We start from the raw sequence: 22,153 nt of genomic DNA, 5'->3' as shown, positions 1-22,153 counted from the left end.
GTTCCTCTATCTGTCCGTACGTCCCGCCACGCCCGCGGCCCGCTGGTCGGCGTCGCGCACGGTGGCCGCGGTGTCGGCCAGGTCGCCGATGACCCGCTGGACCTGCTCCAGCACGAACTGCAGCGACTCCCCCGTGGCCTCGCGGGCGCTGCGCACGGTGTCCGCGTACCCCTGGGCGACGTCCCACGTCCCGGCGGCGCCCGGGGTGAGGTCGGGCACCTGGAACCGCGCCGCCTCCAAGCACGGCAGCAGCTCCCGCTGCAGCTTGCCCGCCACGTCGAGGAGCGCGTCAGGGCGGCAGGTGACCTGGTCCCCGGCGGCGGCCGGGTCGATGAGCGGCTCGTTCACCCGGGGTCAGGTGGTCCAGCGGCGGATGTTGACGTGTTCGGCCTCGCGCATGATGCCGGTGGCCTCCTGGAGTGACGGCCCGAAGCGCTGCATGGTGTCGCCCATGGTGACGACGGCCTCGTTCCACTGGCGCTTGGCCTCGAGGTAGACGCCCTTCGCGGCGCCGTCCCAGGTCTCCAGCACCTTGAAATCGGCCTCCAGGTCCGTCAGCTCGCCGACGAGATTGGTGTACGCGCGGCCCAGCTCGGCCGCGATCTCTTCCATCTCGTCGAAATTGGCGACGATGATGTCATTCATCAGATACCTCCGTGGCAACCCCCGCCTTCAGGCGGGGGAGGAATCGGATCCCTGCGGAGCAGGACAGGGGCTGCCGGTTCGCCGTCAGGCGAACCGTATTCATCGAACACGCATGCGACCTGTTGGTGATCGGCGGTAGGTTGTGGGTTGTGGCGCAGATCGTGAAGCGGGCCTACAAGTACCGCTTCTCCCCGACCCCCGAGCAGGCCGGCGAGCTTGCCCGGACGTTCGGCTGCGTCCGTCTCGTCTACAACAAGGCACTCGAGGAGCGCACCCGCGCCTACCGGCTGGAAGGCCGCCGTGTCTCCTACGTGGAGTCCTCCGCGCGGCTGACGGAGTGGAAGCGCAGCGGCGAGTTCGACTTCCTGTTCGAGGTGTCGTCGGTCCCTCTTCAGCAGGCGTTGCGGCATCTTCAGGCGGCGTACGCGAACTTCTTCGCCAAGCGCGCCAACTACCCGGCGTTCAAGTCCCGCAAGAAGTCCCGGGCGTCGGCGGAGTACACCCGCTCGGCGTTCCGCTGGCGTGAGGGCACCTTGACGCTGGCGAAGATGGACACACCGCTCGATATCGTGTGGTCGCGTCCGCTGCCGGAGGGTGCGCGGCCGTCCACGGTCACCGTCTCCCGTGACAGCGCGGGACGCTGGTTCGTGTCCCTCCTGGTCGAGGAGAAGATCAGCCCGCTGCCGCCTGCCGGGCGGAGCGTCGGTGTGGACGCGGGCATCACCGCACTGGCGGCGCTCTCGACCGGCGAGAAGATCGTCAACCCCAAGCATGAGCGCGCCGGCCGCCGCAAGCTGGCCAAAGCCCAGCGCGCCCTGGCACGCAAGGCCAAGGGCAGCGCGAACCGGGCCAAGGCCCGGCTGAAGGTCGCCCGCGTCCATGCCCGCATCACCGACCGGCGTACCGATTTTCTGCACAAGCTCACCACTCGTCTCGTCCGTGAAAACCAAACGGTCGCGATCGAGGACCTCACCGTTCGCACCACGGTGAAGAACCACAGCCTGGCCCGCGCCATCTCCGACGCCTCCTGGCGCCAGATGCGCGGCATGCTGCAGTACAAGGCCCGGTGGTACCGGCGCTAGTTGCTGGTCGTGGACCGGTGGTTTCCCTCTCGTTGACGAGGGGGAGGATGTCAAGTCGGCTCCTTTTAGGAAACGGGCCCGGAGTGTTCACCGCCGGCGAGCGCGGCCCGGAGTTTCACCGCGACGTCGCTCGCCTGGGTGTTGGCGTCGCTGTACTGGATGCCGGTGGCCTTCAGGTTCTCGCCGATCGTGTTGAGCGCGTCGATGACCTTTCTGAACTGCGGCGTCCACTCCGTGAGCACCTGCCGGTAAACGGTGGCCGCCTCGCCCTGCCAGGCGCTGCCGAGCGTCTCGGGGATCTGCGTGAGCCGGTTGTAGATCTGCTCGATGTTGGCGACGGCGAGCTGTGCGCGTTCTGCGGCACTATGCTGGCTGCCCTCGGTATAAGTCGTCGGTTGATTGACCACGCTGCTCCTTCCGGCGGGCTTTTCCCGCATCAACGTAGGCGGGCCCTGGTGGGCGAGGCTACGATTTCAACTTTCCTGTAAATGTCCTGGCGCCGTCCTGACGCCGGCGTCTGGCTCTGGGCAGCATGAGCGCCGCGAACACCACCAGCGCCGTCACCCCGGCAGCTCCCGCGGTGATGCCGACGGCGATCGCCCGCGTCCGCTCGTCCGGTACGGGCGCCCTGGCCAGCACGACGGGTGGCGCGCCGGCGGCGCTCATGGTGGCCGCGGGCAGCACCGAGGTGACCGCCTGCAGCGGGTTGACCAGTCCGGCGCCGGTGCCCGCCGCGCCGCCGCCCTCGGCGGTCTGCTCCAGGCGGCGCTTGACCTGCCAGTGGTCGAGGTCCGGGTACCGGGCTCTGACCAGGGCGGCGACGCCGGAGACGAAGGGGGCGGCGAAGCTGGTGCCGTCGAGCCCCGTACGGTAGCCGCCGCCCGTCCACGCGCTCGTGATCCCGGCGCCTGGCGCGGTGACGGAGATGCGGGTGGCGCCGTTGGAGAAGCCCGGCTTCTCGCCGTCGGGGGCCGCCGCGCCGACCGCGATCACGCCCGGATACTCGGCCGGGTACGCCGGTGAGGCCGCCCCGCCGTCTTGCTCGACGTTGCCGGCGGCGGCCACGATCACCACGTCCTTCTCCTGCGCGTACGCCACCGCCGCCTTCAGCTCGGGCGCGTCGTGGGCCTGCACGGACACGTTGATCACGTCGGCGCCCAGGTCGGCGGCCCGCCGGATGCCGGCCGCGAGCCGCGACACGTCGCCCGACCGTCCCTCGGTCTGCTTGATCGACAGGATCCGCGCGGCCGGGGCCACGCCCATCACCGGGACGCCGCGCCCGGTGAGGTCCTGGCCGGCGATGATGCCGGCGACCGCGGTGCCGTGGCCGACGCAGTCGCGCGCGTCCGTGCCCGTGAGGTCCACCTGGCCGGTGACCACGCCTCTGAGCTGCGGGTGGGTGGCGTCCACACCGCTGTCCACGACCGCGACCCGCACGCCTTCTCCTCTGGTGAGCCGCCACACCTGGGTGAACCGCAGGCGTTCCTGCGGCCACGGCGTGCCGGTGACCTCGGCGACGCCGGGCTCGGGGTCGCAGGTGACCGCACGGGCCGTGTTGGTCGTCGGCGCCGGGGTCACCGGGGCGGGGGTCAGCGCCAGGAGGAGGGCGGCGCCGTACCAAAGGAAAGGCACGAAAACGGAGTCTCGCCGACATTCCCGGCTTTCGCCGCTCTCTTAGAAATATCTTGAAATGGCGCTGCGCGCGGCGTAACGGCAGGTAGGCATGTGCTGGCATGTCCAGCGCTATGGCCCACGGAGAGTGAGCATGACCGTACCTGCCGCCGAGGGTGGCGACGCCCACGGCAACCCCAGGCCGGGCATCGGGCTGTCGCGGCTGCAGCGGCCGACGAGTACCGTCGGCCATGAGGACGCCATCTCCTCCCACGAGGAGCACATAGAGGCGCGCGGCGTCGAGGACGCCTACGCCGACCACATCCACGACCACCGCAACGGCGACTACCCGCCGGAGCCGCCGCCCGCCCCGACGCAGGCGCAGCTCGACGAGCTGCTCGCGGCCAACCGCGTGGACCCGGGGACGACGAGCAGGACGATGTTCGTCAAGATCGGCGAGTACGAGGACCCGGCGTCCGGCAGGCCGCTGCCGACGTCGCCGATCGAGCGGCTGCGCCAGGACCTCGAACGCCTCCAGGGCGCGGCCGGCGAGAGCCTCAAGGTCCGCCTCCTGCGGGCCAGACTCAGCGAACAGGACCTCGGCGCCTGGCAGGCCGCCACCGACCTCAAATACACCACCGACCAGGCACAGACCACCCTCGACCAGGTCATCACGCGCGTCACGCAGGCGTACGAGGCCGTGGTGCAGGCACTGGACGAGACCGTCAAGACCGCGAAGAACGCCGACCGGTCCATCGCGGGCGGCGTCAAGAAGTGACGGAGGCCCGTTGACCGACTACTGGGTCGGAACGCTCAAGGACAGCCGGGAGCCGCAGATCGACGGCACCCAGCCGCTGGGCGGCGACGCCGAGAGCAGCGACGGCATCTCCGACCTCATCCAGTCCACCAAGCCGGAGAAGGTGGCCGAGGCGGGACGCCGGTACACCGAGATCGCCGAGATGTGCGCCACGTCGGTGGAGGTGCTGCACACCGAGGCCGCGCGCATCGCCCAGACGCTGGGCGGGGAGTCGCTCGACGGCATCTTCGACACGATCGGGGAGCTCCAGCGCGACCTCGCCCGCCTCAGCTTCGCCGCCAGGTCCGTGGGTCAGCCGCTCGTCTGGTACGGGGCCGAGGTGCTGCCCTGGTTCCACCACAACGTGCCCAGGACGGGCAGCGTGGACCTCGACGACTGGATGGGCGACGTCGTGGGCACCGACACCAACGCCCACGCGCTCGCCCGGCACCACCTTCAGCAGCTCAACCGCTTCATCCAGGCCGTCTACCACTCCATCGACGACCACGTGGAGCAGCGGACCACGGCGCCGCAGACCTCGCTCACCGACCCGTCGTTCGATCCGCGGCTGGGGCTGCCGAGTGGGCTGACCGCCGACCCGTACGGAGGCTTCGGCTCGGCTCCCGGCTTCGACGGCCCAGGACTGCCCGGGTCCGGCGGGCCGGACCTGCCGCGCCTCGACGACCCGTCCCTCCAGGACCCGTCCCTGCGCGACCCCTCCGCCCCGGACCCGTCGGCGCAGGACCCCTCACTGCAGAACCCCTCACTGCAGGACCCCTCGTTGCAGGACCCCTCGTTGCAGGACCCGTCCCTGCAGAACCCCTCGCTGCAGAACCCCTCGCTGCAGAACCCGTCCCTGCAGGACCCGGCACTGCGGAACCCGTCCCTGGAGAACCCGTCGCTCGACCGGCCCGACCTGCGGAACCCGGCCACGCACCTGTCCAGCTACCCCACCCCTCAGGTGCCGACCACCCAGTCGATCGTCCCCGGGACGCCCACCGGCGCAGGCCCCTCGATGCTCCCCGGCAGCGCCGCGGCCACCCAGCTCGGCGGCGCGCCGGTCGGTCCTGGCGCGCCGGGCGCGGGCGGCCTGCCGGGCGCGGGCGGCCTGCCGGGCGGGCCGATGGGCATGATGCCGCCGATGGGCGGCGCCGGGGGTGCCGGGCAGGAACGCGAGCGGGAACGCATGAAGATGCCGCTCACCGAGTACGACCCGTTCGACAGCGATGACCTGGGCGGCCCGCCCCTGATCACATGACCCCACCCACCGACCGGGCCCCTGGCCTACCCGGACAGGTCCCTGGCACCCGCCCACCCGGACCCGCTCACCAGGCTGGTGACATCCAGCCGCCCGCGCCTGCCCGACAAGCCGGTGACAACCAGCCGCCCCCACCCACCCAACAGGCCCGCGGCCCGCACACGCCCGCCCACCAGACCCGCGGCCCGCACTTGTTCAGGTCCGCCGAACGGGTTCGCGGCTACCAGTTGCTCGGGCCTGCCGGTCAGGACGGCCCCTGGATCCTGTATCGGGCGCGCTCAGTGGCCAGCATGGCGGACGTCCTGGTCAAGACGCTGGCCTGCCACCGCGTGGACAAGCGGGCGCTCAAGCGCATCATCCGCGGGTTCGCCTTTCCCGATGAGCTGGCCGCGCACGGCGGGGTGATCCCCGTCCTGGAGGTGGGCGCGACCGGGGACGGGCGGCCGTACCTGGTGACGCCTCCCCACGGCGGCCTCCCCCTCGCGGAACGCCCGGACCGCGACCGTCCCATGCCGGTGGAGCAGGCCGCCGGCCTGCTGGCCGCGGTGGCGGGCGCCGTCGCGGCGACTCATGCGGCGGGCGGCGTACACGGACGCGTCACGCCCTCGAACGTCGTCATGACCCCGAACGGCGTGATGCTGACCGGCTTCGCGATGTCGGCCCTGATGTCGATCACCGAACTCCCGGACGGCACCCCACCGTCGGTCCACGCCTCCCCCGAGGAGCTGGAGGGCCGCCCGCCGGTAGCCGCCTCCGACGTCTACACCCTGGCCTCAACGACCTACGAACTCCTGACCGGCCGCCCCGCCTTCCCCCTGGAAGACGCCACCAACACCGCCAGATTCACCCTGGCCGTCCTGACCGAGCCACCCCCACCCCTACCTCCCACAGTCCCTGAGCCCCTGGCCGCCCTCCTCACCCAGGCCCTCTCCAAGGACCCCACCACCCGCCCCACAGCCACCACCCTCGCCACCACCGCCCACCGTTTCGCCAGCGGTCCTCACACCCCCGGCGCTCCCGCCACCGGAAAGGGCACCACGGGCGCTCCCGCTGCTGCGAAGGGCACCGCGACCGGTCCCCACGCCCAGCAGGCCGCCCCCGCCGGCTCTGCCGCCGACCAGCGTGTCGGCGTCGATGCCTCCGGCCGCTCGCCAGTGGCGCCTCCCCCGTTCGGCGGAACAGCCGCGCCCTCGGCCGGTCTCACGAGCGGGCCTGTGCTTGGAGCGGCGGCGGATCAACCGCGCACTGCCCGGCTTTCGGGGCCCGGTCCTCTGCCGGAGCCCGGTCTTCAACTTCCCCGCACGGCGCGCCTCCCCGCCTCCGGGTCACCGGGAAACCAGGAGCTGTCGGGGCCGAGGGAGCTGGTGTGGACCGTGGGCTCCGAGCGGTCTCGGGTCAGGCCGCCGGCGGGGCCTCAGCCGTTCCTGCCGACGCCGCCCGAGCCCGGCTCGTCCGTCCGGGCACCGGGTGCCCAGGCACCGGCAGCCACGGAGGGCGGGCGGCGGGGGCGGATGCCGCTGGTCGTGGCGGGCGTGTCGGCGCTGGCCGTGCTGGCCGGTGCGGGCAGTGTGGCGCTGGCGATGAGCGGTGACCAGGGCGTCACGCTGACCGCCGACCACCAGGCGGCCGGCACCCAACCCCCGGACACGGGCGTGCAGGACGGACAGCCTGGCGAGGGCGACACGCAGAACAGCCCCAATGACGGGCGGGCCCAGGACGGGCAACCGCAGGATGGCCAGGTTCAGGACGGGCGGCCTCAGACCCATCAGCCTGACGCGCAGGCCACCGGTGACCGTTCGCAGCCCGAGCCGTCGCTGGCCCCCGAACAGAGCACGGCCGACCCCGCGACCTCACCGCCGGCCACGCTCAGGACCCCCGACCCGGCCACCCTCACCGCCTACCGCCCCAAGAGCCTCAAGCTGGTCGCCGACAACGGCACCACGGTGACGTTGTCCTGGAAGACGGCACGCAAGACCGAGTACCCGGTGATCGTTCAGCAGGCCCCCGACGACCGCCTGATGTCGGCCCCGGTCGGCAGCACCACGTACACGGTCGGCAAGCTCGACCCGGGCACCGGCTACTGCTTCAAGGTCGGCGCGGTGGTCGCGCTCGGCCGTCCGTCCTCGGTGGCCTGGTCGTCGGCGCTGTGCATCAGAGGTGCCGCAGAGACCGGCGCGGAGGACGACGTCCAGCCCCCGATCGTGCTCCCCCTGGTCACCCCGCCGACCGGCTGACTCCACCCGTCACGCCAACGAGCCCCGACCTCATTGCCTCCAACCGACCGGCCTGGCCGCCGGGCCGGCCTCAGCCGATCAGTGACAGGGGTGACAGCCGGCCGGCGGCCCGGCGCAGGAGGCCCACCCTCTGCCTGACCAGCGTGTCCACCGTCGTGTGGTGCTGCCAGGCGAGGTCGGCGTCGTCCGCGTTCACGGGGGTGTCGCCGAAGGTGGCCGCATTGGCGAGGGCGGCGAGGGACGTCAGCGGCGCGCGGGCGGCGGGGCCCAGGGAGCGTTCGGCCAGGGAGGCCACCTCGCCCGCCGTCAGCGTCCCCGAGGTGACGGGGAGGCCGGCGGTGCGGAGGCGGGTGAGGGTCTGCTGCCAGGCTCCGATGACGCGGGCGGCCGGTACGGCGGCGCGGCGGCGGCGCGTCCGGCGTACCAGAGGGACGAGGGCGGCGGCGAGCACATAGGCCGTCACCAAGCCGCCGGCCACCGCAGCCCACACCCACGGCCCGGTCGAGGCGTCCTTGTCGGAGGTCGAAGGTGGGGTGGGGCGCTTGGTGGGGGTCTTGGTGGGCTTGGGCGGGGTGGCGTCCTCGTTGATGGCCTGCTCGATCTCCTTGGCCTGCTTGGGCGCGCCCTCGGCGACGTCCCCGCCCTCGCCGGAGCGCGTACGGGACGGCGTCGGATAGAACGGCACCCACCCGATGCCGTCGAACTCGACCTCCGCCCACGCCAGCACGTCCCCGCCGCGCACCTGCCGGACGCCGCCCCGCTTCTCCCCCGGACGGAACCCGACGACGATCCTGGTCGGCAGCCCGATCGCCCGCCCCAGCAGCGCGAACGACGCCGCGAACTGCTCGGTCGTCCCCCGCTTCGACTCGGTCAGGAAGAACTCGATGCTGCGGTAGCCGTGCCCGGGCGGCGCGTTGACGTCGTTAACGGCGAGTTTGCGCAGGTAGGCGGCCAGTTTGGCGGCCTGCTGGCTCGGGCTGCGGGCGCCGGCGGTGGCGCGGCGGGCGATCTCGCCGAGGCGGGCACGCTGGGGCGGGGTACGGCCGTCGGGGCCGTCGGGCAGCCGCCGCTGTTCCGGGTCGTCGGCAGGTGACGCCTGTCGCAGCTCCGCCGCCGGATATGTCCGGACTCCTGACGTCACCTGGTACGTCAGCCCCTCCCTCGTGCGCGTGCTGGCCAGCATGCCGGTGCCGGGGTCGACCACGAGGCCCGTACCGGTCGCCGCGAGCGGCCGGTCGGCGGCGGGCAGCCAGGGCCCCGGCAGCTTCTGCACGGTGAACCGCTGCTCCACGGTGTCGCGTGCGGCGTCGTCCGCGCCGGGGACGCGTCCGCCGGTGGGGAGGAAACCGGCGCTGGACGTCCAGCTCACGCCGTCGAACCGGTCGAGTACGGCCAGGCGCAGGTTCGCGTCGGACGTGGTGCGGACCGTGAAAAGCTCGCGCCGCGGGTTCTGCAGCCAGGCCGACACCTGGTCGAGGGCGCTCACGCCTTTGATCGGCTGGGGTGGGGGCTGCTCGACGAGAGTCCGTACGTCGAAGGGCTTCCCGGCGACGGGCAGCACCGGCGCGACGACGGCGGCGGCCGCCACCAGCCCGGCCAGCAGCGGCACCCCGGCCGCCACCGCGAGCGGCGACCTGCCGGTCCTGACCAGCCCCAGCAGCAGCACGAGCCCCGCGAACGCGGCCGCGTAAGGCACCACCGTCCCGCCCCCTGCCACCCCGAGCACGACGGCCGCGCCGAACACCGGCAGCGCCGCCACGGCGGGCAGCATCGGGGTACGGCGGCGCAGCGCCAGCTCGGCCGCCACGGTGGTCGCCGTCCAGACCAGGAAGCTGACCAGCACGATCGCGGGGCTGCCCGGCGCGGCGGGCAGGATGGTGGTCAGCAGCCACCCGCCCGCATCGCGTACGCCGAGCAGCGCCGCCCGCACGGCCCCGGGGCCGGGGAGAAACCCGAGCCACGCCTGCTCCCTGAACACCGTGGCCGACACCACCGTCAGCCACCCCAGCACGCCGACCGGCACCGTCCCCCACAACGGCAGCCGCCCCGACAGCGCGAGCGCCAGCGCACAGGGCCCTGCGACGGCCAACCCGACGACGGGCAGCAACGCCTCCAGTGCGAACACCCCGTCGAACGCCAACCCCGCACACACCACCAGCAACCCGGCCACGACCACGCCGGCCACCCGCCGCCCAAGCGGCTCCTGCTGCTGATCCCGCGACACCATCCCAGAACTGTGAACGGCATGGGATGCCGCACCACCCCGACCGAGCACACGCCCCCCGACGCGCCCCATCCCTTGGGCAGGGTTGGGGGTCCCTTGGGCAGGGGTGGGGGTGAGGCCGGAAGTGGGCGCGGGACCCGAACCGGCGGTGCCTGAGCTGTTGTGGGGTGGGTTGTTGGGGGAGGGGCCGGTCAGTGTGGCCATGCTGCCGCCAGTTCGTCCAAGTCCGTCGCTTCGATGACGGTTACCCCCGCGGCCCGTGGCGCGCCCGCCTCAGGTGGGCCCACGTGGACGAACAGGGCCTGGCCGAAGCGGCGGCGGACGGCCGCCGCGTCGGCCAGGGCCCCATAGCCGCCGCTGATCAGCACCAGCGCTCCGCCCGCCCCCGCGTGGCGGAGCGCGTGCAGCGGCGGTTCGGCCCGGTCGGTGCGTTCGACGAGCGCGAGCCGGTCCAGGACCTCCTCGTCCTCGCCCGGCCCGCCCTTGGCGTGCACCAGCTCGCCCTCCCCGGTGAGCACCCGCACGGGGAACCGGTCCCGGGTGACGGCGCAGGCCGCCGACGCCGCGACGTCCACGGCCAGCTCGAACTCGTCGTCCCCCTCGTACGACGAGCTCCGGGTGTCGAGGACGACCACGGTGTCCGGCAGGTTGACGTCGGTCAACTCCTTGACCATGAGCACGCCGGTCCTAGCGGTCGAACGCCAGTGGACGTGCCGCAGCTCGTCTCCGACGACGTACTCGCGCAGGCCGTTGAAGCTGCTCGCGCCGGACGGCGCGGAGCGGGAGGCGAGCCCGTCGAGGTGCCGTCGCCGCCCGGAGCGCAGCGGCCCGAGCGGCACGGTGCGGGGCCGGACGAGCAGCAGGTCGGCCCGCCCGTACGCGATGGAGCGCCGCGCCAGCCCGAACGGGTCGGCCCGGTCGAGCAGCAGCGGCCCCACCGGCGTGCGCCCGCGCCGGCGGGTGGGCAGCCGGTACGACACCGTCCGCGCCGCCCGCCTGCCCAGCGACGGCACCTCCACCGTCACCGTGGTCTCCCGGCACGTGTCCCGCGCCACCAGCCCGGAGTGCCGCCACCGCCCGGCGTTGCGCACGTGCAGGACGGCCACGGCCGGCTCACCGCGGGCCACCTTGACCGGCGTCACCTCTCGCCGCACCTCCAGCCGGGCGCCCCTGAGCGTCCACAGCGCGCCGGCGCCGACGGCGGCCAGCCCGGCCACGGCCAGCACCGCCGCCTGGGAGTAGCCGAGCGGCGCCCCGGCCGCGTAGACCAGCACGGACGCCACGGCCAGCCCCCACCCCGCGCGAGTGATCATTCGCACTCCCAGAGCGGAGCGGCGGGGAAGCCCCCCTTCGGGGTTTCGACGAGCACGTCGTTGAGCCAGCCGTTGCCCCGGGGCGATTCGATCTTGTTCCAGACGTCGCTGCTCTGGCCCGTGTACTGGTCGGTGTAGGCCGGGCCCTTCTGCTGGCACAGCACGGTGAGCGTGATGTACTCCCCCTTCGGGATCTTGCCCGCCTCGCCGCCGCCGGGCGCCGAGCGGATGAGCGTGTTGGTGTCGTTGTTGTTGGCGTTCTTGAACTGGGCGGACGGCGGGCGCAGCTCGGCGGTGGCCTCGGCGCGTTCCTGGCTCTCGCCCGCCTCGTTCCTGGCGCGCAGCGTCCAGGTGTAGGACTGGCCGTTCTTGAGCCCGGTCACCTCGGCGCTCGTGCCCTCGGGCTGGGCGGGGTGCTGGCCGGGGCCTTCCAGCGTGTACGTGACGCCGTCCGCCGCGTTGTCGGGAGCCGCCCAGGTGAGGTCGGCCCCGTGGTTCTTGCCCTTGGCGGTGAACGAGGCGGGCTTGCCCGGGGCTACGCAGGGACGTACCGGGATGGACGGGGCCGACTCCACCTCGCCGCCGGCGTACTCGGCGACGACTCGGAACGAGTACTCCTGGTCGCACCGCCCGCCCGTCACCCGGAACTGGAACGGCCCGTCCGGCCGCACCTTCGACGGCGTGACGTCGGCGCCGCCGGGGGCGCCCTGGAGCGTGTACCCCGTCACGTCGCCCTTGGCCGACGGCGTGAAGACGACCTCCATCCAGCCGGGGCCCGAGTTCGCGGTGACCGCGCCGGGCGGGCCGGGGGTGACGGTCGGCGTCGGGGTCGGCGTCGGGGTCGGCGTGGGAGTCTTCGTGGGAGTGGGGGTCGGGGTGGGTGTGGGCGTGGGAGTCGCGGTGACCGTCACCGTCGGCACGGCCGTCTTCGTCCTCGCCGGCACCGTCGTGGTGGCGGTCGGCCTGGTCACGGTCGTCGGCTGCACCACGGTCGGCGTGTACGTCGGGATCGGCAGCGGCGTCGGGCTGTCCTTCTGGCCGAGCGCCTCGTCGTACTTGCCGACCCGGTGTCCCCTGCCGTCCTCCTCGATGACCAGGGCGGCCTCGCTGAACTGGTCGTTCACCCAGAGCAGCCCGTCCTTGACGAACACCTCGAGCGGCCCCGCCTTGCCCGTCACCACCTTGTCGGCCTCGAACCGCTTGGCCACCGTGTCGTACACGATGAGCTTGCCCGCGCTCTCGTCGGCGATGTAGATGCGCCGCCCGAGCGCCTGCGGCGCGCCCAGCTTGCCGCCCTTGACGGCGACGGTGGTGAGGGCGCCGGTGGCGGTGTCCACGAGGACGAGCGCGCCCTGCTTCGGCGCGAGGATCGGCACCACCTGGCTCTCGGCGACGGCGGGCACCAGCAGGCCGGCGCTGCCCGCGCCGGTGACCGTGCTGGGCAGGCTGACCTGCAGCCGGGTGCCGGTGCCGCCGATCACCATGGCGGTGGCGGCGGCTGAGTTGGTGACCAGCGGGACGCCGTTCGCGATCGTCAGCGTGAGCGGGTCGCCCGGCTCGCCGACCGTCACCGCCTTGCCCTGCTGCGCGCCGTTGATCTGGACGAGCGTGCCCTCTTCGGGCACGGGCACCCACAGCGTGCCGTTCTTGTCCAGCCCGGCCTGCCCGAGCGGCGGCTTCAGCGCGATCGGGGCGCCGACGGTGTCCACGGTCAGCGGGTCGAGCTGCTGCACGGTGCCGCCGCGCGGGTCGATCCCGTACGCCTTGCCGGCGCCCATCACGATCTGCATGCCGCCCGCGCCGAGCTTGCCCGTCTGCGCCACTTCGAGCTGGGTGGGGTCGATGCGGCTGACCTGGCCGGTGGACTCGTCCATGACCAGCACGTTGTCGCCGTCCTGCACGACCTTCAGCGCCTGCCCCTCCGCGGAGGCCAGGTCCACCCGGCCGTCCAGCTGCCCGGACAGGCCGTTGGCGTGCACCACCTCACCGTTGAGCGCGCTGGCCAGCCAGGCGCCCACGTCGGCCAGCTTCGGCCGGGCGCTCGAGACGCCCGTGCCCAGGAACAGGCCCACTCCCACCAGCGCGGCGGCCAGCACGGCCGCGACGATCCCCGCCGCCCGCCGCCCCGCCGCGCTCCGCCACCGAACGGCCACCGATTCACATCCCGCGAGCTTCGTCCGCATACGTATCCGCGGACACACTAGGCCGCGCTCCGGGGCCGCCGACCTCCCTTCAAAGAATGTGGAAACGTCCGGCTCAGGAACCCTGCCGCGCCTCAGCGACGAGGGGCAGCGTCCGCAGCCGCCCCTCGATGTGGGAGGTCACGAACGCGGGAACGTCCGCCTCCGCCTTGGCCTGCGACCACGACTCGGTCAAGGCGATCACGGTCTCACGCACGACGCCCGCCACCCAGTCGCCGTCGAGCCCCGCCCGCCGTGCGAGGCTGCGGAAGTTGCCGGACGTGACGGCCTTGGCCACCTTGCCGCCGTTCGCCGGGAAGGCCGGCTCCTCGGCACGGAAGTCGTCGTAGGAGGACACGGAGACGAGGTCGTAGGCCGGGGACAGCCGCGCCGTGACGCCGTCGGGATAATGCAGCGTCCAGTTCTTCAGATGAGCGTCAAGGTTGCCCATGACGACGATCGCGGCCAGGCGGCGCACGTACTCCTCCAGGTCCAGCGGGCAGACCGTGCTGATCACCCGGGCCAGGCCGCCGTAGGTCGCTCTGTCGTACTTGGAGGCCACGGCGGCCTCGCGGACCTGCGCGAAGTCCTCCTGATGGACGCGCCCGCCGGGCAGCCGGTCGAACCGCCTGACCGCGAGCGCCATCTCCGCCGCGTCGATCAGCCCATCCGGCAGGCCCGTGAGCCGCTCCCCCTCGACGAGGCGGATCTCGGGGACGTCGATGCCGGCCAGCCTGGCCCAGGTCATCATGGCGTACTCGTTCGCGGGCACCTCCGGGAAGCGCCGGTCCGGAAGTTTGACGATCCAGTCGCCTCCCTGCCCGGACATGGGCAGCACCAGGCCCTTGCCCTCCCAGCGCATCGAGAACTTGGCCTGCACCCCGGCCAGGGAGAAACGCACCATCGCCGCGCTGCGTCCAGCGGCCGCACGGTGGACTCGCAGATGACGGGGCTGCCGGACTCCGGCACCACGGCCTCGATCACCAGGGGGCCGATCACCACGCTTCCCGACGGCGCGGGACGCTGCCACACCAGCACGTTCCCGATGGGATAGCCGTGCAGGACGCTGTCGAACAGCCGGGTCGCGTCGTCGCGCTCCCAGCGGCGCGCATCCGGGGAGGAGGGGATCCGGATCCGGCCGCGCCGCGCGAGGTCCACCAGTTCGCTCAGCGAGAGTCGGCAGACCTTCGGCCGGGTCACCGCAGCCATCGCGCCCTCCCTCTGGCCCGCATCACTGGATGGTGCCGATCTTATGGCTCGTTGCGGGCGAGGAGGGCGAAGCGGTGGGCGGTGGCTTTCAGGGGGGCTGCGGTCTCGTGGAGGGTGCGGAGGTGCGGGGTGTACGTCTGGACGTCGAAGGCGGGGATCTGCCACGGGACCATGCGGAGGAACAGCACCAGGGCGCCTATGTCGTGGAATGCCGTGGTGGAGGTGGCTTCGGCGCTCCAGACGACGTCCAGGCCCGCCGCGCGCAGACCTTCTGTCGCTTCGGTCAGGCTCCAGGTGGCGTTGTCGTGGGGCGGGGCTTGCAGGGCGGTGTTGAGCTCCTCCAGGTCGCGGCCGGCCACCTGCTGGGTGAGGAAGGTGCCGCCCGGGGTCAGGAGGCGGCGGAGCTCCCGGGGGTCGTACGCCTCGTGGCGGCTGGTGATCAGGTCGAACGAGGCGTCGGGGAAGGTCGCCGTGGTGTCCGTCACCTCCACGCCCAGGGGTGCCAGCCTTCTCCTCGCGACCGGGAGGTTGGGGGCGTGGCGCTCGGTCGCGGCGGTCCTGGGCGGGAGCGGGGCCAGGGAGGCGAGCAGCTCGCCGCCGCCGGTGCCCAGGTCGAGCAGGGCCTTCGTGGCGGGGAGGCGATCGCGGACGAGTTGCTCGTAGTCCCAGGGCAAGGTGCCCTCGTACGTGATCCGGCCTTGCAGTGCGCTGAAGTCCCAGCCCTCGAAGCCGGTGCTCAGTGCCTCGTCGATCAGCTCGTCATAGCCCATGGGCGCGATTCTGCCGGACGCTGTCGGGGTGGGGTGCTGGCGCGGAGGATGACCTTCGTGGCGAGGCTGGGAGGGGTGGCGTCGTTCGACAGGGCGAGGCGGACGGCGGCGGCGCCCGCCTCGCGGAGCGGGACCGCGACCGAGGTCAGGGCGGGGACGACGTCCACGGCGGGTGCGATGTCGTCGAAGCCGGCCACCCCGATGTCCGTCCCCGGCCGCAGCCCGGCGTCGCGCAGCCCGGTCATCGCACCGATCGCCATCACGTCGTTGACCGCGAACACCGCGTCCACGTCCCCCGACCGCTCCGCCAGCCGTCGTGCCGCCGCGTAACCGCCGTCCCTGGTGAAGCCGGTCTCGACGGCGAGCGGCTCGGGCACGCCTGAGCCGGCCAGCCCGGCCAGGAAGCCCTCGTGCCGCTCGCGGGAGGTGCGCAGCGCGGCGGGGGCGTGCAGGACGGCGAAGCGGCGGTAGCCGGCGCCGAGCAGGGCGCGGGCGAGGTCCGCCGCGCCGCCCGCGTTGCCGATGGTCACGGTCGGGTACGGCAGGTCGCGCTGACTGATCATGACGATCCTGCCGCCCGCCGTCCGGTACGCCTCCAGTTCCGCCACCAGCGCGTCCCTGGTGCCCGACCCGTCGATGCGGCTGCCGGTCACGATGACGACGCGCGGGCGGCGGCCCCTGAGCGTCCTGACGATCTGCAGCTCGCGTTCCGGTGAGCCGCCGGCCACCGCCATCGTCAGGATCAGCCCGGCGGCCTCGGCCTCGGCGGCCACGCCCGCGGCGATGGCGGAGAAGTACGGGTCGGCCACGTCGCGCACCACCAGCGCGACGGTCCTGGTCGAGCCCTTCGCGATGGCCTGGGCCGACAGGTGCGGCCGGTAGCCGAGCCGGTCGGCGGCGGCGCGCACGCGGGCGACGTTCTCCGCCCTGACGTTGCGGGCGCTGCCGTTGAGCGCGCGGGAGGCGGTGGCCACGGACACGCCCGCCTCCCGCGCGACATCATGCAGGGTCGCCGGTCCGCCGGTTCCCCGCGCCCCGTCAGGCGGCCCGCCCGAACCCGGCGTCTCGTCGCCCGTGCCGGTCATCATCCCTGGTCAGGTCGGGGCGTGGAGGATGGGGTGGGTGACGTCGTGGGCTCGGAGGTGGCCGCACATGCCCCACCGCTCCTCGGTGGGCGACTCCATGAGCGCCGCGTCCAGCAGGTGGCCGCCGTCGCCGCGTTCGAGGGCGTCGAGCACGGCGGAGGTGCGACGGGTCTCCTCGGCGACCGTACGCTCCCAGATGCCCCGCCACTCCCCCACCCGGTCACGTACGAGCGCGACCGCGCTGTCGTAGAAGGCGCGCAACGCGCCCGGGCCGCCGTCCACGAGCCGCGAGAAGCCCTCGACGGCCAGCTCCCTGCGCCGCCGCACCGCTTCCTCCACATCGACGGAGGGCAGGGTCGCGGCGGCGCGGTAGCGGGCGGGGTCGGCGACGACTTCCGGCGGCAACGTCATGACCGCGTCCCCCGCCTCGGGCAGCCCCGCGTTGGACATCACGACCACCACTTCGAGCCCGCCCCTGTTGACGGCACGGTGGATGGTGCCCGGCGTGAACCACACGGTGGTGCCGGGCAGCAGCTCGGTCTCGCGCAGCCCGCCGGCGTCCAGCGTCTGGAGCGCGCCCCGCCCGCCGATCACCACGTACGCCTCCGTCGAGGCCGTGTGCAGGTGCGGCGTGCCGCCCTCCAAGCCGTCGGCGCAGGCGTTGCCCGAGTACACCGACAGCCGGCTGACGGACGTGCCGCCGGGGAACGCCCCGGGAACGGCGGTCATCGCAGCGCCTCCCTCCCCAGCTCGGCGAGCTTGGCCGTGCCGTCCTCGCCCCGGTCGCCGTCGGCGACGACGACCGCGTTCCGGAAGCTCAGGCTCTGCCCGTCGGGCAGCGGCACCTCCTCGCTGAAGAACGGCGCGGGGCACAGGCACGCGAACATCTCGGTGCGGGCGAACCACTGCGGCGGGTGCTGCGGGTTGGCGGTGTCGTCCACCATGACGATCGTGGAGTGCTCGCCGGTCTCGTCGTGCCGGCCGCGGAAGCCGAACCACTCGGCGCGCGTGCCGCGCAGCTCGTCGCCGCCCGCCCCGGCAGGCGACTGGATGAGGCCGCCGGTGAACGAGCGGGGCCCGCGCCAGAACAGGCCGCCGTAGCCGGCGTTCTCGCGGCCCTTGGTGGTCGGGGAGCCGAAGTCGAGGGTGGCGCCTGACACGTTCGTCATGACGGTCTCGAAGACCAGCGCCCACGCGCCGTCGTCCACGACGGACGCGCTGAGCGCGCGCCGCTCCTCGATGACGGGCGCGCCGGCCTGGGACGTCCAGTCGAGCGCGTGCCCGATCTCGACCCGGCCGCCGTCTGCGGTGAGGTTCGTCATCTCGCGGTGGACGGCGCTGCCGTTGTTGTCGAGCTGGCGGTAGCGGCCGTCGGTGAACGTCGGCCCGCCCCAGAAGTTGTGCTCGCCGACGTGCGGCAGCGACCAGGCGATGCCCTTGTGCCACACGTGGTCGTGCGGCCGGTAGAGCGACACGAGCGCGCCGCCGAGGGTGCGGATCGGGTGGAGGTACGGCTTGGGCGACTCCAGGACCGGCGTGTCGGGGCGGTAGACGTAGGTGAACAGCTCGGCGTCGCCAGCGGCGACCGTGACCGACCTTCCGACGGTGTGGGTGGCCTGCAGAGTCACTGGTTCCTCCAGGGGGCGCCGGTGCCGTCCATGCGGCGGGCGAACGGGCTGTCCGCGGTGATCTGCCCCGCCCGTACGCGCTCGCCGGTGAAGGCGGAGGCGTAGAGCGCGGCGATGAACTCCATCGTGCGGCGGGCTTCCTTGGTGGTCACCGGCGGCTGCTCACCCTGGTCGAGCGCGTCGAGCACGGCCGCGAACCAGCCGGTGTGCCCGCTCGATCCCTCGGTGCGGTCGGCGCCCCACAGCGACTTGACGTCCTCGTGGGCGGGGGCCGGGGTGACCGTCCAGTCGTCGTCGGTGTAGCCGTACAGGTGCTCGACCTCGATCGAGGCGCGCTCGTAGTCGAAGCGCAGCACGGACGTCTCGCGCGGCGACAGCACCGAGTTGACGACGGTGGCCATGGCGCCGCTCTCGAACGTCACCAGCGCCATCGACACGTCCTCGGTCTCGACGGGACGTGCCTGGCGGGCGGCCATGGCGGTGACCTCGGTCCACGGGCCGAGCACCGACAGCAGCAGGTCGAACTGGTGGATGCCGTGCCCCATGGTGGGGCCGCCGCCCTCGGACTCCCAGGTGCCGCGCCACGGGACCGCGTAGTAGTCCTCGCCCCGGTACCACTGGGTCAGGCAGGTGGCGACCAGCGGGCGGCCCAGCTCGCCCGCCCCGGCCAGGCGGCGCAGCCGGGCCGCTCCTGCGCCGAAGCGGTGCTGCAGGACGGTCGCGACGTGGGCGCCGGTACGCTGCTCGGCCTCGATCAGCGCGTCGAACTCGGCCAGCGAGAGCGTCGGCGGCTTCTCCACCAGGGCCGTGACCCCGGCCTCCAGGCAGGCCAGCGCGATGGGGGCGTGCAGCTGGGGCGGGGTGCACAGGTGGGCGACGTCCAGCTCCTGCTCGCGCAGCAGCTCGTCGGCGCCGGCGTAGGCGTGGGGGATTCCGTACTTGTCGGCGAACTCGCGGGCCCGGCCGGCGTCCACGTCGGCCACGGCGACCAGCTCTGCCCGTCCTCCGGAGCTCTGCACGGCCCTGGCGTGGGCATGGGCGATCCCGCCGGTGCCGATGATCGCGGCCCGGTACTGCTGTCGAGACATGGGTTCCTTCGTCCGGTGGTCAGGTCGCGCGGCGCCGCGTGGGAAAACGTATTCCGCAGTCTGCCCCGCCCGTCACATGAGCGTCAAGAGCACCCGTCCCTGAGCAGGACGTCAGGGACGCGTGGAGTGGCGAGGGATCAGGTGGCCCGTCATGCGGAGGTGCCGGGCGGTGTCCGAAGGGGTCAGGGCGTAGCGGATCGCCTGAGCGCCCCCCTCGGCGAGCGGGAGGGCGACCGTCGTCAAGGGCGGGGTGACGTCGCGGGCCAGGGGGATGTCGTCCACGCCCGTCACGGACACGTCCCCGGGGACGTCCACGCCGGCGGCCCGGAAGCCGGACAGGGCGCCGATGGCGATCGTGTCGTTGACCGCGAGCACGGCCTGCCGCCCGTCCAGGCCACGGGCGGCCATATCGCGGGCCGCCGCGTAGCCGCCGTCCCGGCTGACCGGGCACGGCAGGACCGAGATGTCGCGGACGCCGCCGGCGGTCAGCCCGGCGACACATCCCGCCGTACGGTCGGCGAGGTTGCGCAGGCCGGGCGACCCGGCGAGGATCGCCACCCGCCGGTGCCCGAGCCCGGCCACGTACGCCCCCACGAGCCGCCCGCAGCCGTGGTTGTCGAAGCCGATCGTGTCGAAGGGCAGGTCGGTGTCGCCGAAGATGACGGCCCGGCCGCCGTCCCGCTCGTACGACCGCAGCTCCTCGGCCAGCCGGTCGTCGGACGCCCCCGCGAGGAACCGGTTGGAGGTGACGACGAGCGCCCGGGGCCGCAACGACCGCAGCACGCGCACGGTCTCCGCCTGCCGCGCGGCGTCCCCCATCGTGGCGGACACCGTGACGAACGCCCCCGCCGTGCTGGCCTCCCGCTCCATCGCGGCCACCACCATGCCCATCGACGGCGTGGTCAGGTCGTCGGCCACGAGCGCGATGGAGTCGCCCGCCGTGCGCATGGCCCTGGCGGCGGCGTCGGCGGTGTAGCGCAGGTCGGCGGCGGCGGCGAGGACGCGGGCCGCGTACTCGGGAGCGACCTTCCTGGCGCTGCCGGCGAGCACGCGGGAGGCGGTGGCGACCGACACCCCGGCGGCGGCGGCCACGTCGCGCAGCGTGACCGTGGGCCTCGCCGCGTGGGGCATCCGCTCTCGTCCTCTCGTGGGGGGATTGCAGCGTACTCCCTCATGACGGCTGTCATATGGAGGTCGTGACAGCGGCATCTGCCCGGGGCGGGGCGCAATCGATCATGCTGGCGGCATGACGAAGCGACAGTCTGCCAAGAAGACCGGACGCCGCGCCGCCGCCGTGGCGGCGACGCTCGGTGTGCTGTTCGCCGCGAGCCCGGCACAGGCCGCCACGGGTGAGGGGCTCGACCGGCGGGCGCTGCGCGAGGCGCTCGACGCGGTGCACGAGGCGGGCATGTACGGCCTGTACGGCGAGGTACGCGACGGGGCGAAGAGCTGGCGGGGTGCCTCGGGTGTGGCCGACGTGCGGACGAACCGCCCGGTCAAGCCGGACATGGTGCACCGGGTGGGCAGCATCACCAAGACGTTCACCGCGGTGGCCGTGCTGCAGCAGGTGGCTCGCGGCACGATCGAGCTGGACGCCCCGATCGGCCGCTACCTGCCGGACGTGGTGCCGGGCGAGCGCGGCCAGAAGATCACCGTACGCATGCTGCTCAACCACACCAGCCACATCGCCGACCTGGTCGGCCCGGCGTTCCCCTCCCTGTACGAGAACTCGACGCAGAGCCTCGACGACCACCGCTTCCGTGAGCTGACCCGGCTGCAGACGGCGAAGTTCGGCCTCGACGCCCCGCCGACGGGCGAGCCCGGCGCCACCCCCGGCGTCTACTCCAACACCAACTACGTGCTGGCCGGCCTGCTGCTGGAGAAGGTGACGGGCACGAAGGCCGAGGACTACATCACCCGTCACGTGATCCGCAAGGCGGGCCTGCGGCACACGGCGTTCCCGCGCACGCCGCGCATCCCCGGCCCGCACTCGAAGGCGTACGAGTCGATGCTCGGCCTCATCGACCCGCCGCGCGACTACAGCGTGTACGACATGTCGTGGGTCACCACGGCGGGCGCGCTGACGTCCACGATGGACGACCTCAACCGCTTCTACCGCGCGCTGCTGCGCGGCGAGCTGATCGGCCCGGCCGAGCTGGCGGAGATGAAGAAGACGGTGCCGGTCGTGGCCGGCGGGCTGCTCGACTACGGGCTCGGCATCTACGCCTACGACCTGCCGTGCGGCCGGTTCTGGGGGCACAGCGGCAGCGTGTTCGGCATGGCGACGGAGTCGGCGACCAGCGAGGACGGCGAGCGCCAGGTCTCGATGGGCGTCAACAGGACGAAGTACCAGACCATCGACGAGAACGGCCAGGTCGTCCCGCACGCCATCGACTACGCCAGCGCGCGGTTCGTGGTGCTCGGCGCGTGCGGGGACGTGCAGGCCAGGACGGCGAAGCAGGGGTACGTCCCGTTCGCTGCGGATGGGGTGCTGGTGAAGCGCTGAGGGGGTGTGGCGCCGATCACGTTCGTTGTGTGGATTCCTGCGCAGTTGTTGCGGTGCGTCCTCCGTAATGTCCCTCTTGCCGGAAACACCCCGGCAGCACCGACCAGGGGGAGGAACCCGAAATGCGTAAGACCTTTGCGATCGCCGCTCTCGCCGGTTCGATGGCCGTCACCGGCCTCGCGATGAGCGCTCCGGCCCAGGCCGCCACTCAGACCGCGCACTCGACCGGGACGTCCTGGGGCAAGTTCTTCTCCAGCGACCACAAGGCGTACACGTTCGGCAAGACCTGGAAGTCGCACGGCAAGGTCTACACGAAGTGGTACGGCGTGGACAAGCGCGGCGGCAAGAAGGGCTGGGTCTGGTTCGAGGTCTACCAGAACGGTCACTGGACGAAGTTCAACAAGGCATGGGACGGCAAGGTCGTCGGCACCTGGAGCGGCCGGGGCATCAAGAAGGTCTACACCTTCACCTGCTGGGCCGGGAAGTTCGACAACTGCGGCAAGAAGTACCGCATCTACTAGAAG

General features: G+C 72.8%; 19 protein-coding genes and 1 pseudogene. 6 read left to right on the top strand and 14 right to left on the bottom strand.

What is annotated here, in order from left to right; translation table 11 throughout:
* Positions 1-6: 6 nt before the first annotated feature.
* Together AB0K18_RS40705 and AB0K18_RS40700 are read right to left on the bottom strand one after the other, a co-directional pair.
* Positions 7-348, bottom strand: a complete 342-nt coding sequence (locus tag AB0K18_RS40705; RefSeq protein WP_364925961.1) for a hypothetical protein — start codon at positions 346-348, stop codon at positions 7-9.
* Between the two features lie 6 nt (positions 349-354).
* Positions 355-645, bottom strand: coding sequence for a WXG100 family type VII secretion target (locus AB0K18_RS40700; protein ID WP_345399826.1), 291 nt, complete (start codon positions 643-645; stop codon positions 355-357).
* A gap of 149 nt (positions 646-794) precedes the next feature.
* Between AB0K18_RS40700 and AB0K18_RS40695 the strand changes: the two are divergent.
* Positions 795-1,724: pseudogene (locus tag AB0K18_RS40695) on the top strand (RNA-guided endonuclease TnpB family protein); the annotation flags it as partial.
* Between the two features lie 68 nt (positions 1,725-1,792).
* Here the strand turns inward: AB0K18_RS40695 and AB0K18_RS40690 are convergent.
* Together AB0K18_RS40690 and mycP are read right to left on the bottom strand one after the other, a co-directional pair.
* Complete coding sequence (locus AB0K18_RS40690; protein WP_364925959.1) at positions 1,793-2,134, bottom strand: WXG100 family type VII secretion target; 342 nt, start codon at positions 2,132-2,134, stop codon at positions 1,793-1,795.
* A gap of 58 nt (positions 2,135-2,192) precedes the next feature.
* A complete protein-coding gene (gene mycP / locus AB0K18_RS40685) occupies positions 2,193-3,359 on the bottom strand; it encodes a type VII secretion-associated serine protease mycosin (protein WP_364925957.1) in 1,167 nt (388 codons plus the stop codon).
* A 133-nt stretch (positions 3,360-3,492) separates the two neighbouring features.
* Between mycP and AB0K18_RS40680 the strand changes: the two genes are divergently transcribed.
* The 3 genes from AB0K18_RS40680 to AB0K18_RS40670 are packed head-to-tail and all read left to right on the top strand — an operon-like array spanning position 3,493 to position 7,626.
* Positions 3,493-4,116, top strand: a complete 624-nt coding sequence (locus tag AB0K18_RS40680) for a hypothetical protein (protein ID WP_364925955.1) — start codon at positions 3,493-3,495, stop codon at positions 4,114-4,116.
* A 10-nt stretch (positions 4,117-4,126) separates the two neighbouring features.
* Positions 4,127-5,392 carry a hypothetical protein gene (locus AB0K18_RS40675; protein WP_364925954.1) on the top strand — a complete coding sequence of 422 codons (1,266 nt, stop codon included), beginning with the start codon at positions 4,127-4,129 and terminating at the stop codon, positions 5,390-5,392.
* On the top strand, positions 5,389-7,626 hold the full coding sequence (locus AB0K18_RS40670) for a protein kinase (protein ID WP_364925952.1): 2,238 nt from the start codon (positions 5,389-5,391) through the stop codon (positions 7,624-7,626). Before AB0K18_RS40675 ends, AB0K18_RS40670 begins: the two co-directional genes overlap by 4 nt.
* 70 nt (positions 7,627-7,696) lie before the next feature.
* Here the strand turns inward: AB0K18_RS40670 and AB0K18_RS40665 are convergent, their stop codons facing one another.
* The 10 genes from AB0K18_RS40665 to AB0K18_RS40620 all read right to left on the bottom strand — a co-directional run bounded on the left by AB0K18_RS40665 (position 7,697) and on the right by AB0K18_RS40620 (position 20,254).
* The gene (locus tag AB0K18_RS40665; protein ID WP_364925950.1) at positions 7,697-9,853 is read right to left on the bottom strand and encodes a transglutaminaseTgpA domain-containing protein; all 2,157 of its coding nucleotides are present in this window, start codon (positions 9,851-9,853) and stop codon (positions 7,697-7,699) included.
* A gap of 188 nt (positions 9,854-10,041) precedes the next feature.
* On the bottom strand, positions 10,042-11,163 hold the full coding sequence (locus AB0K18_RS40660) for a DUF58 domain-containing protein (RefSeq protein ID WP_364925947.1): 1,122 nt from the start codon (positions 11,161-11,163) through the stop codon (positions 10,042-10,044).
* Positions 11,160-13,316, bottom strand: a complete 2,157-nt coding sequence (locus AB0K18_RS40655) for a hypothetical protein (RefSeq protein ID WP_364925945.1) — start codon at positions 13,314-13,316, stop codon at positions 11,160-11,162. Before AB0K18_RS40655 ends, AB0K18_RS40660 begins: the two co-directional genes overlap by 4 nt.
* Before the next feature lie 103 nt (positions 13,317-13,419).
* Complete coding sequence (locus tag AB0K18_RS40650; protein WP_364925943.1) at positions 13,420-14,247, bottom strand: HipA domain-containing protein; 828 nt, start codon at positions 14,245-14,247, stop codon at positions 13,420-13,422.
* A 346-nt stretch (positions 14,248-14,593) separates the two neighbouring features.
* On the bottom strand, positions 14,594-15,322 hold the full coding sequence (locus AB0K18_RS40645) for a class I SAM-dependent methyltransferase (RefSeq protein ID WP_364925941.1): 729 nt from the start codon (positions 15,320-15,322) through the stop codon (positions 14,594-14,596).
* A complete protein-coding gene (locus AB0K18_RS40640) occupies positions 15,304-16,407 on the bottom strand; it encodes a LacI family DNA-binding transcriptional regulator (protein WP_364926048.1) in 1,104 nt (367 codons plus the stop codon). Before AB0K18_RS40640 ends, AB0K18_RS40645 begins: the two co-directional genes overlap by 19 nt.
* Before the next feature lie 9 nt (positions 16,408-16,416).
* Positions 16,417-17,136 (bottom strand): cupin domain-containing protein, encoded by a 720-nt coding sequence (locus AB0K18_RS40635; RefSeq protein WP_364925939.1) that lies wholly within the window; start codon positions 17,134-17,136, stop codon positions 16,417-16,419.
* The gene (locus AB0K18_RS40630) at positions 17,133-18,035 is read right to left on the bottom strand and encodes a PmoA family protein (protein WP_364925937.1); all 903 of its coding nucleotides are present in this window, start codon (positions 18,033-18,035) and stop codon (positions 17,133-17,135) included. The genes AB0K18_RS40635 and AB0K18_RS40630 overlap by 4 nt, the downstream gene beginning before the upstream one ends.
* Positions 18,032-19,123: a Gfo/Idh/MocA family oxidoreductase gene (locus tag AB0K18_RS40625; protein ID WP_364925936.1), complete on the bottom strand. Its 1,092-nt coding sequence runs from the start codon at positions 19,121-19,123 to the stop codon at positions 18,032-18,034. Before AB0K18_RS40625 ends, AB0K18_RS40630 begins: the two co-directional genes overlap by 4 nt.
* 111 nt (positions 19,124-19,234) lie before the next feature.
* Positions 19,235-20,254, bottom strand: a complete 1,020-nt coding sequence (locus tag AB0K18_RS40620; protein WP_364925934.1) for a LacI family DNA-binding transcriptional regulator — start codon at positions 20,252-20,254, stop codon at positions 19,235-19,237.
* 115 nt (positions 20,255-20,369) lie between these two features.
* Between AB0K18_RS40620 and AB0K18_RS40615 the strand changes: the two genes are divergently transcribed.
* On the top strand, positions 20,370-21,629 hold the full coding sequence (locus AB0K18_RS40615; RefSeq protein WP_364925933.1) for a serine hydrolase domain-containing protein: 1,260 nt from the start codon (positions 20,370-20,372) through the stop codon (positions 21,627-21,629).
* Between the two features lie 122 nt (positions 21,630-21,751).
* Complete coding sequence (locus AB0K18_RS40610; RefSeq protein ID WP_345399778.1) at positions 21,752-22,150, top strand: hypothetical protein; 399 nt, start codon at positions 21,752-21,754, stop codon at positions 22,148-22,150.
* The last annotated feature ends 3 nt before the right edge of the window (positions 22,151-22,153 follow it).

It is taken from the genome of Nonomuraea sp. NPDC049421 (assembly GCF_040677005.1).
Lineage (GTDB): Bacteria > Actinomycetota > Actinomycetes > Streptosporangiales > Streptosporangiaceae > Nonomuraea > Nonomuraea salmonea.
The sequence above is the reverse complement of the archived record's forward strand: the minus strand, read 5'-3'. Positions and strand labels throughout refer to the sequence as shown.

Bases quoted from the DNA above. Each gene is read 5' to 3' on its own strand.
- AB0K18_RS40680 (WP_364925955.1), top strand. From the start codon at position 3,493: ATGACCGTACCTGCCGCCGAGGGTGGCGACGCCCACGGCAACCCCAGG.
- AB0K18_RS40660 (WP_364925947.1), bottom strand. From the start codon at position 11,163: ATGATCACTCGCGCGGGGTGGGGGCTGGCCGTGGCGTCCGTGCTGGTC.
- AB0K18_RS40635 (WP_364925939.1), bottom strand. From the start codon at position 17,136: ATGACCGCCGTTCCCGGGGCGTTCCCCGGCGGCACGTCCGTCAGCCGG.
- AB0K18_RS40610 (WP_345399778.1), top strand. From the start codon at position 21,752: ATGCGTAAGACCTTTGCGATCGCCGCTCTCGCCGGTTCGATGGCCGTC.
- AB0K18_RS40645 (WP_364925941.1), bottom strand. From the start codon at position 15,322: ATGGGCTATGACGAGCTGATCGACGAGGCACTGAGCACCGGCTTCGAG.
- AB0K18_RS40620 (WP_364925934.1), bottom strand. From the start codon at position 20,254: ATGCCCCACGCGGCGAGGCCCACGGTCACGCTGCGCGACGTGGCCGCC.
- AB0K18_RS40640 (WP_364926048.1), bottom strand. From the start codon at position 16,407: ATGACCGGCACGGGCGACGAGACGCCGGGTTCGGGCGGGCCGCCTGAC.
- AB0K18_RS40665 (WP_364925950.1), bottom strand. From the start codon at position 9,853: ATGGTGTCGCGGGATCAGCAGCAGGAGCCGCTTGGGCGGCGGGTGGCC.
- AB0K18_RS40650 (WP_364925943.1), bottom strand. From the start codon at position 14,247: ATGGTGCGTTTCTCCCTGGCCGGGGTGCAGGCCAAGTTCTCGATGCGC.
- AB0K18_RS40615 (WP_364925933.1), top strand. From the start codon at position 20,370: ATGACGAAGCGACAGTCTGCCAAGAAGACCGGACGCCGCGCCGCCGCC.
- AB0K18_RS40625 (WP_364925936.1), bottom strand. From the start codon at position 19,123: ATGTCTCGACAGCAGTACCGGGCCGCGATCATCGGCACCGGCGGGATC.
- AB0K18_RS40700 (WP_345399826.1), bottom strand. From the start codon at position 645: ATGAATGACATCATCGTCGCCAATTTCGACGAGATGGAAGAGATCGCG.
- AB0K18_RS40670 (WP_364925952.1), top strand. From the start codon at position 5,389: ATGACCCCACCCACCGACCGGGCCCCTGGCCTACCCGGACAGGTCCCT.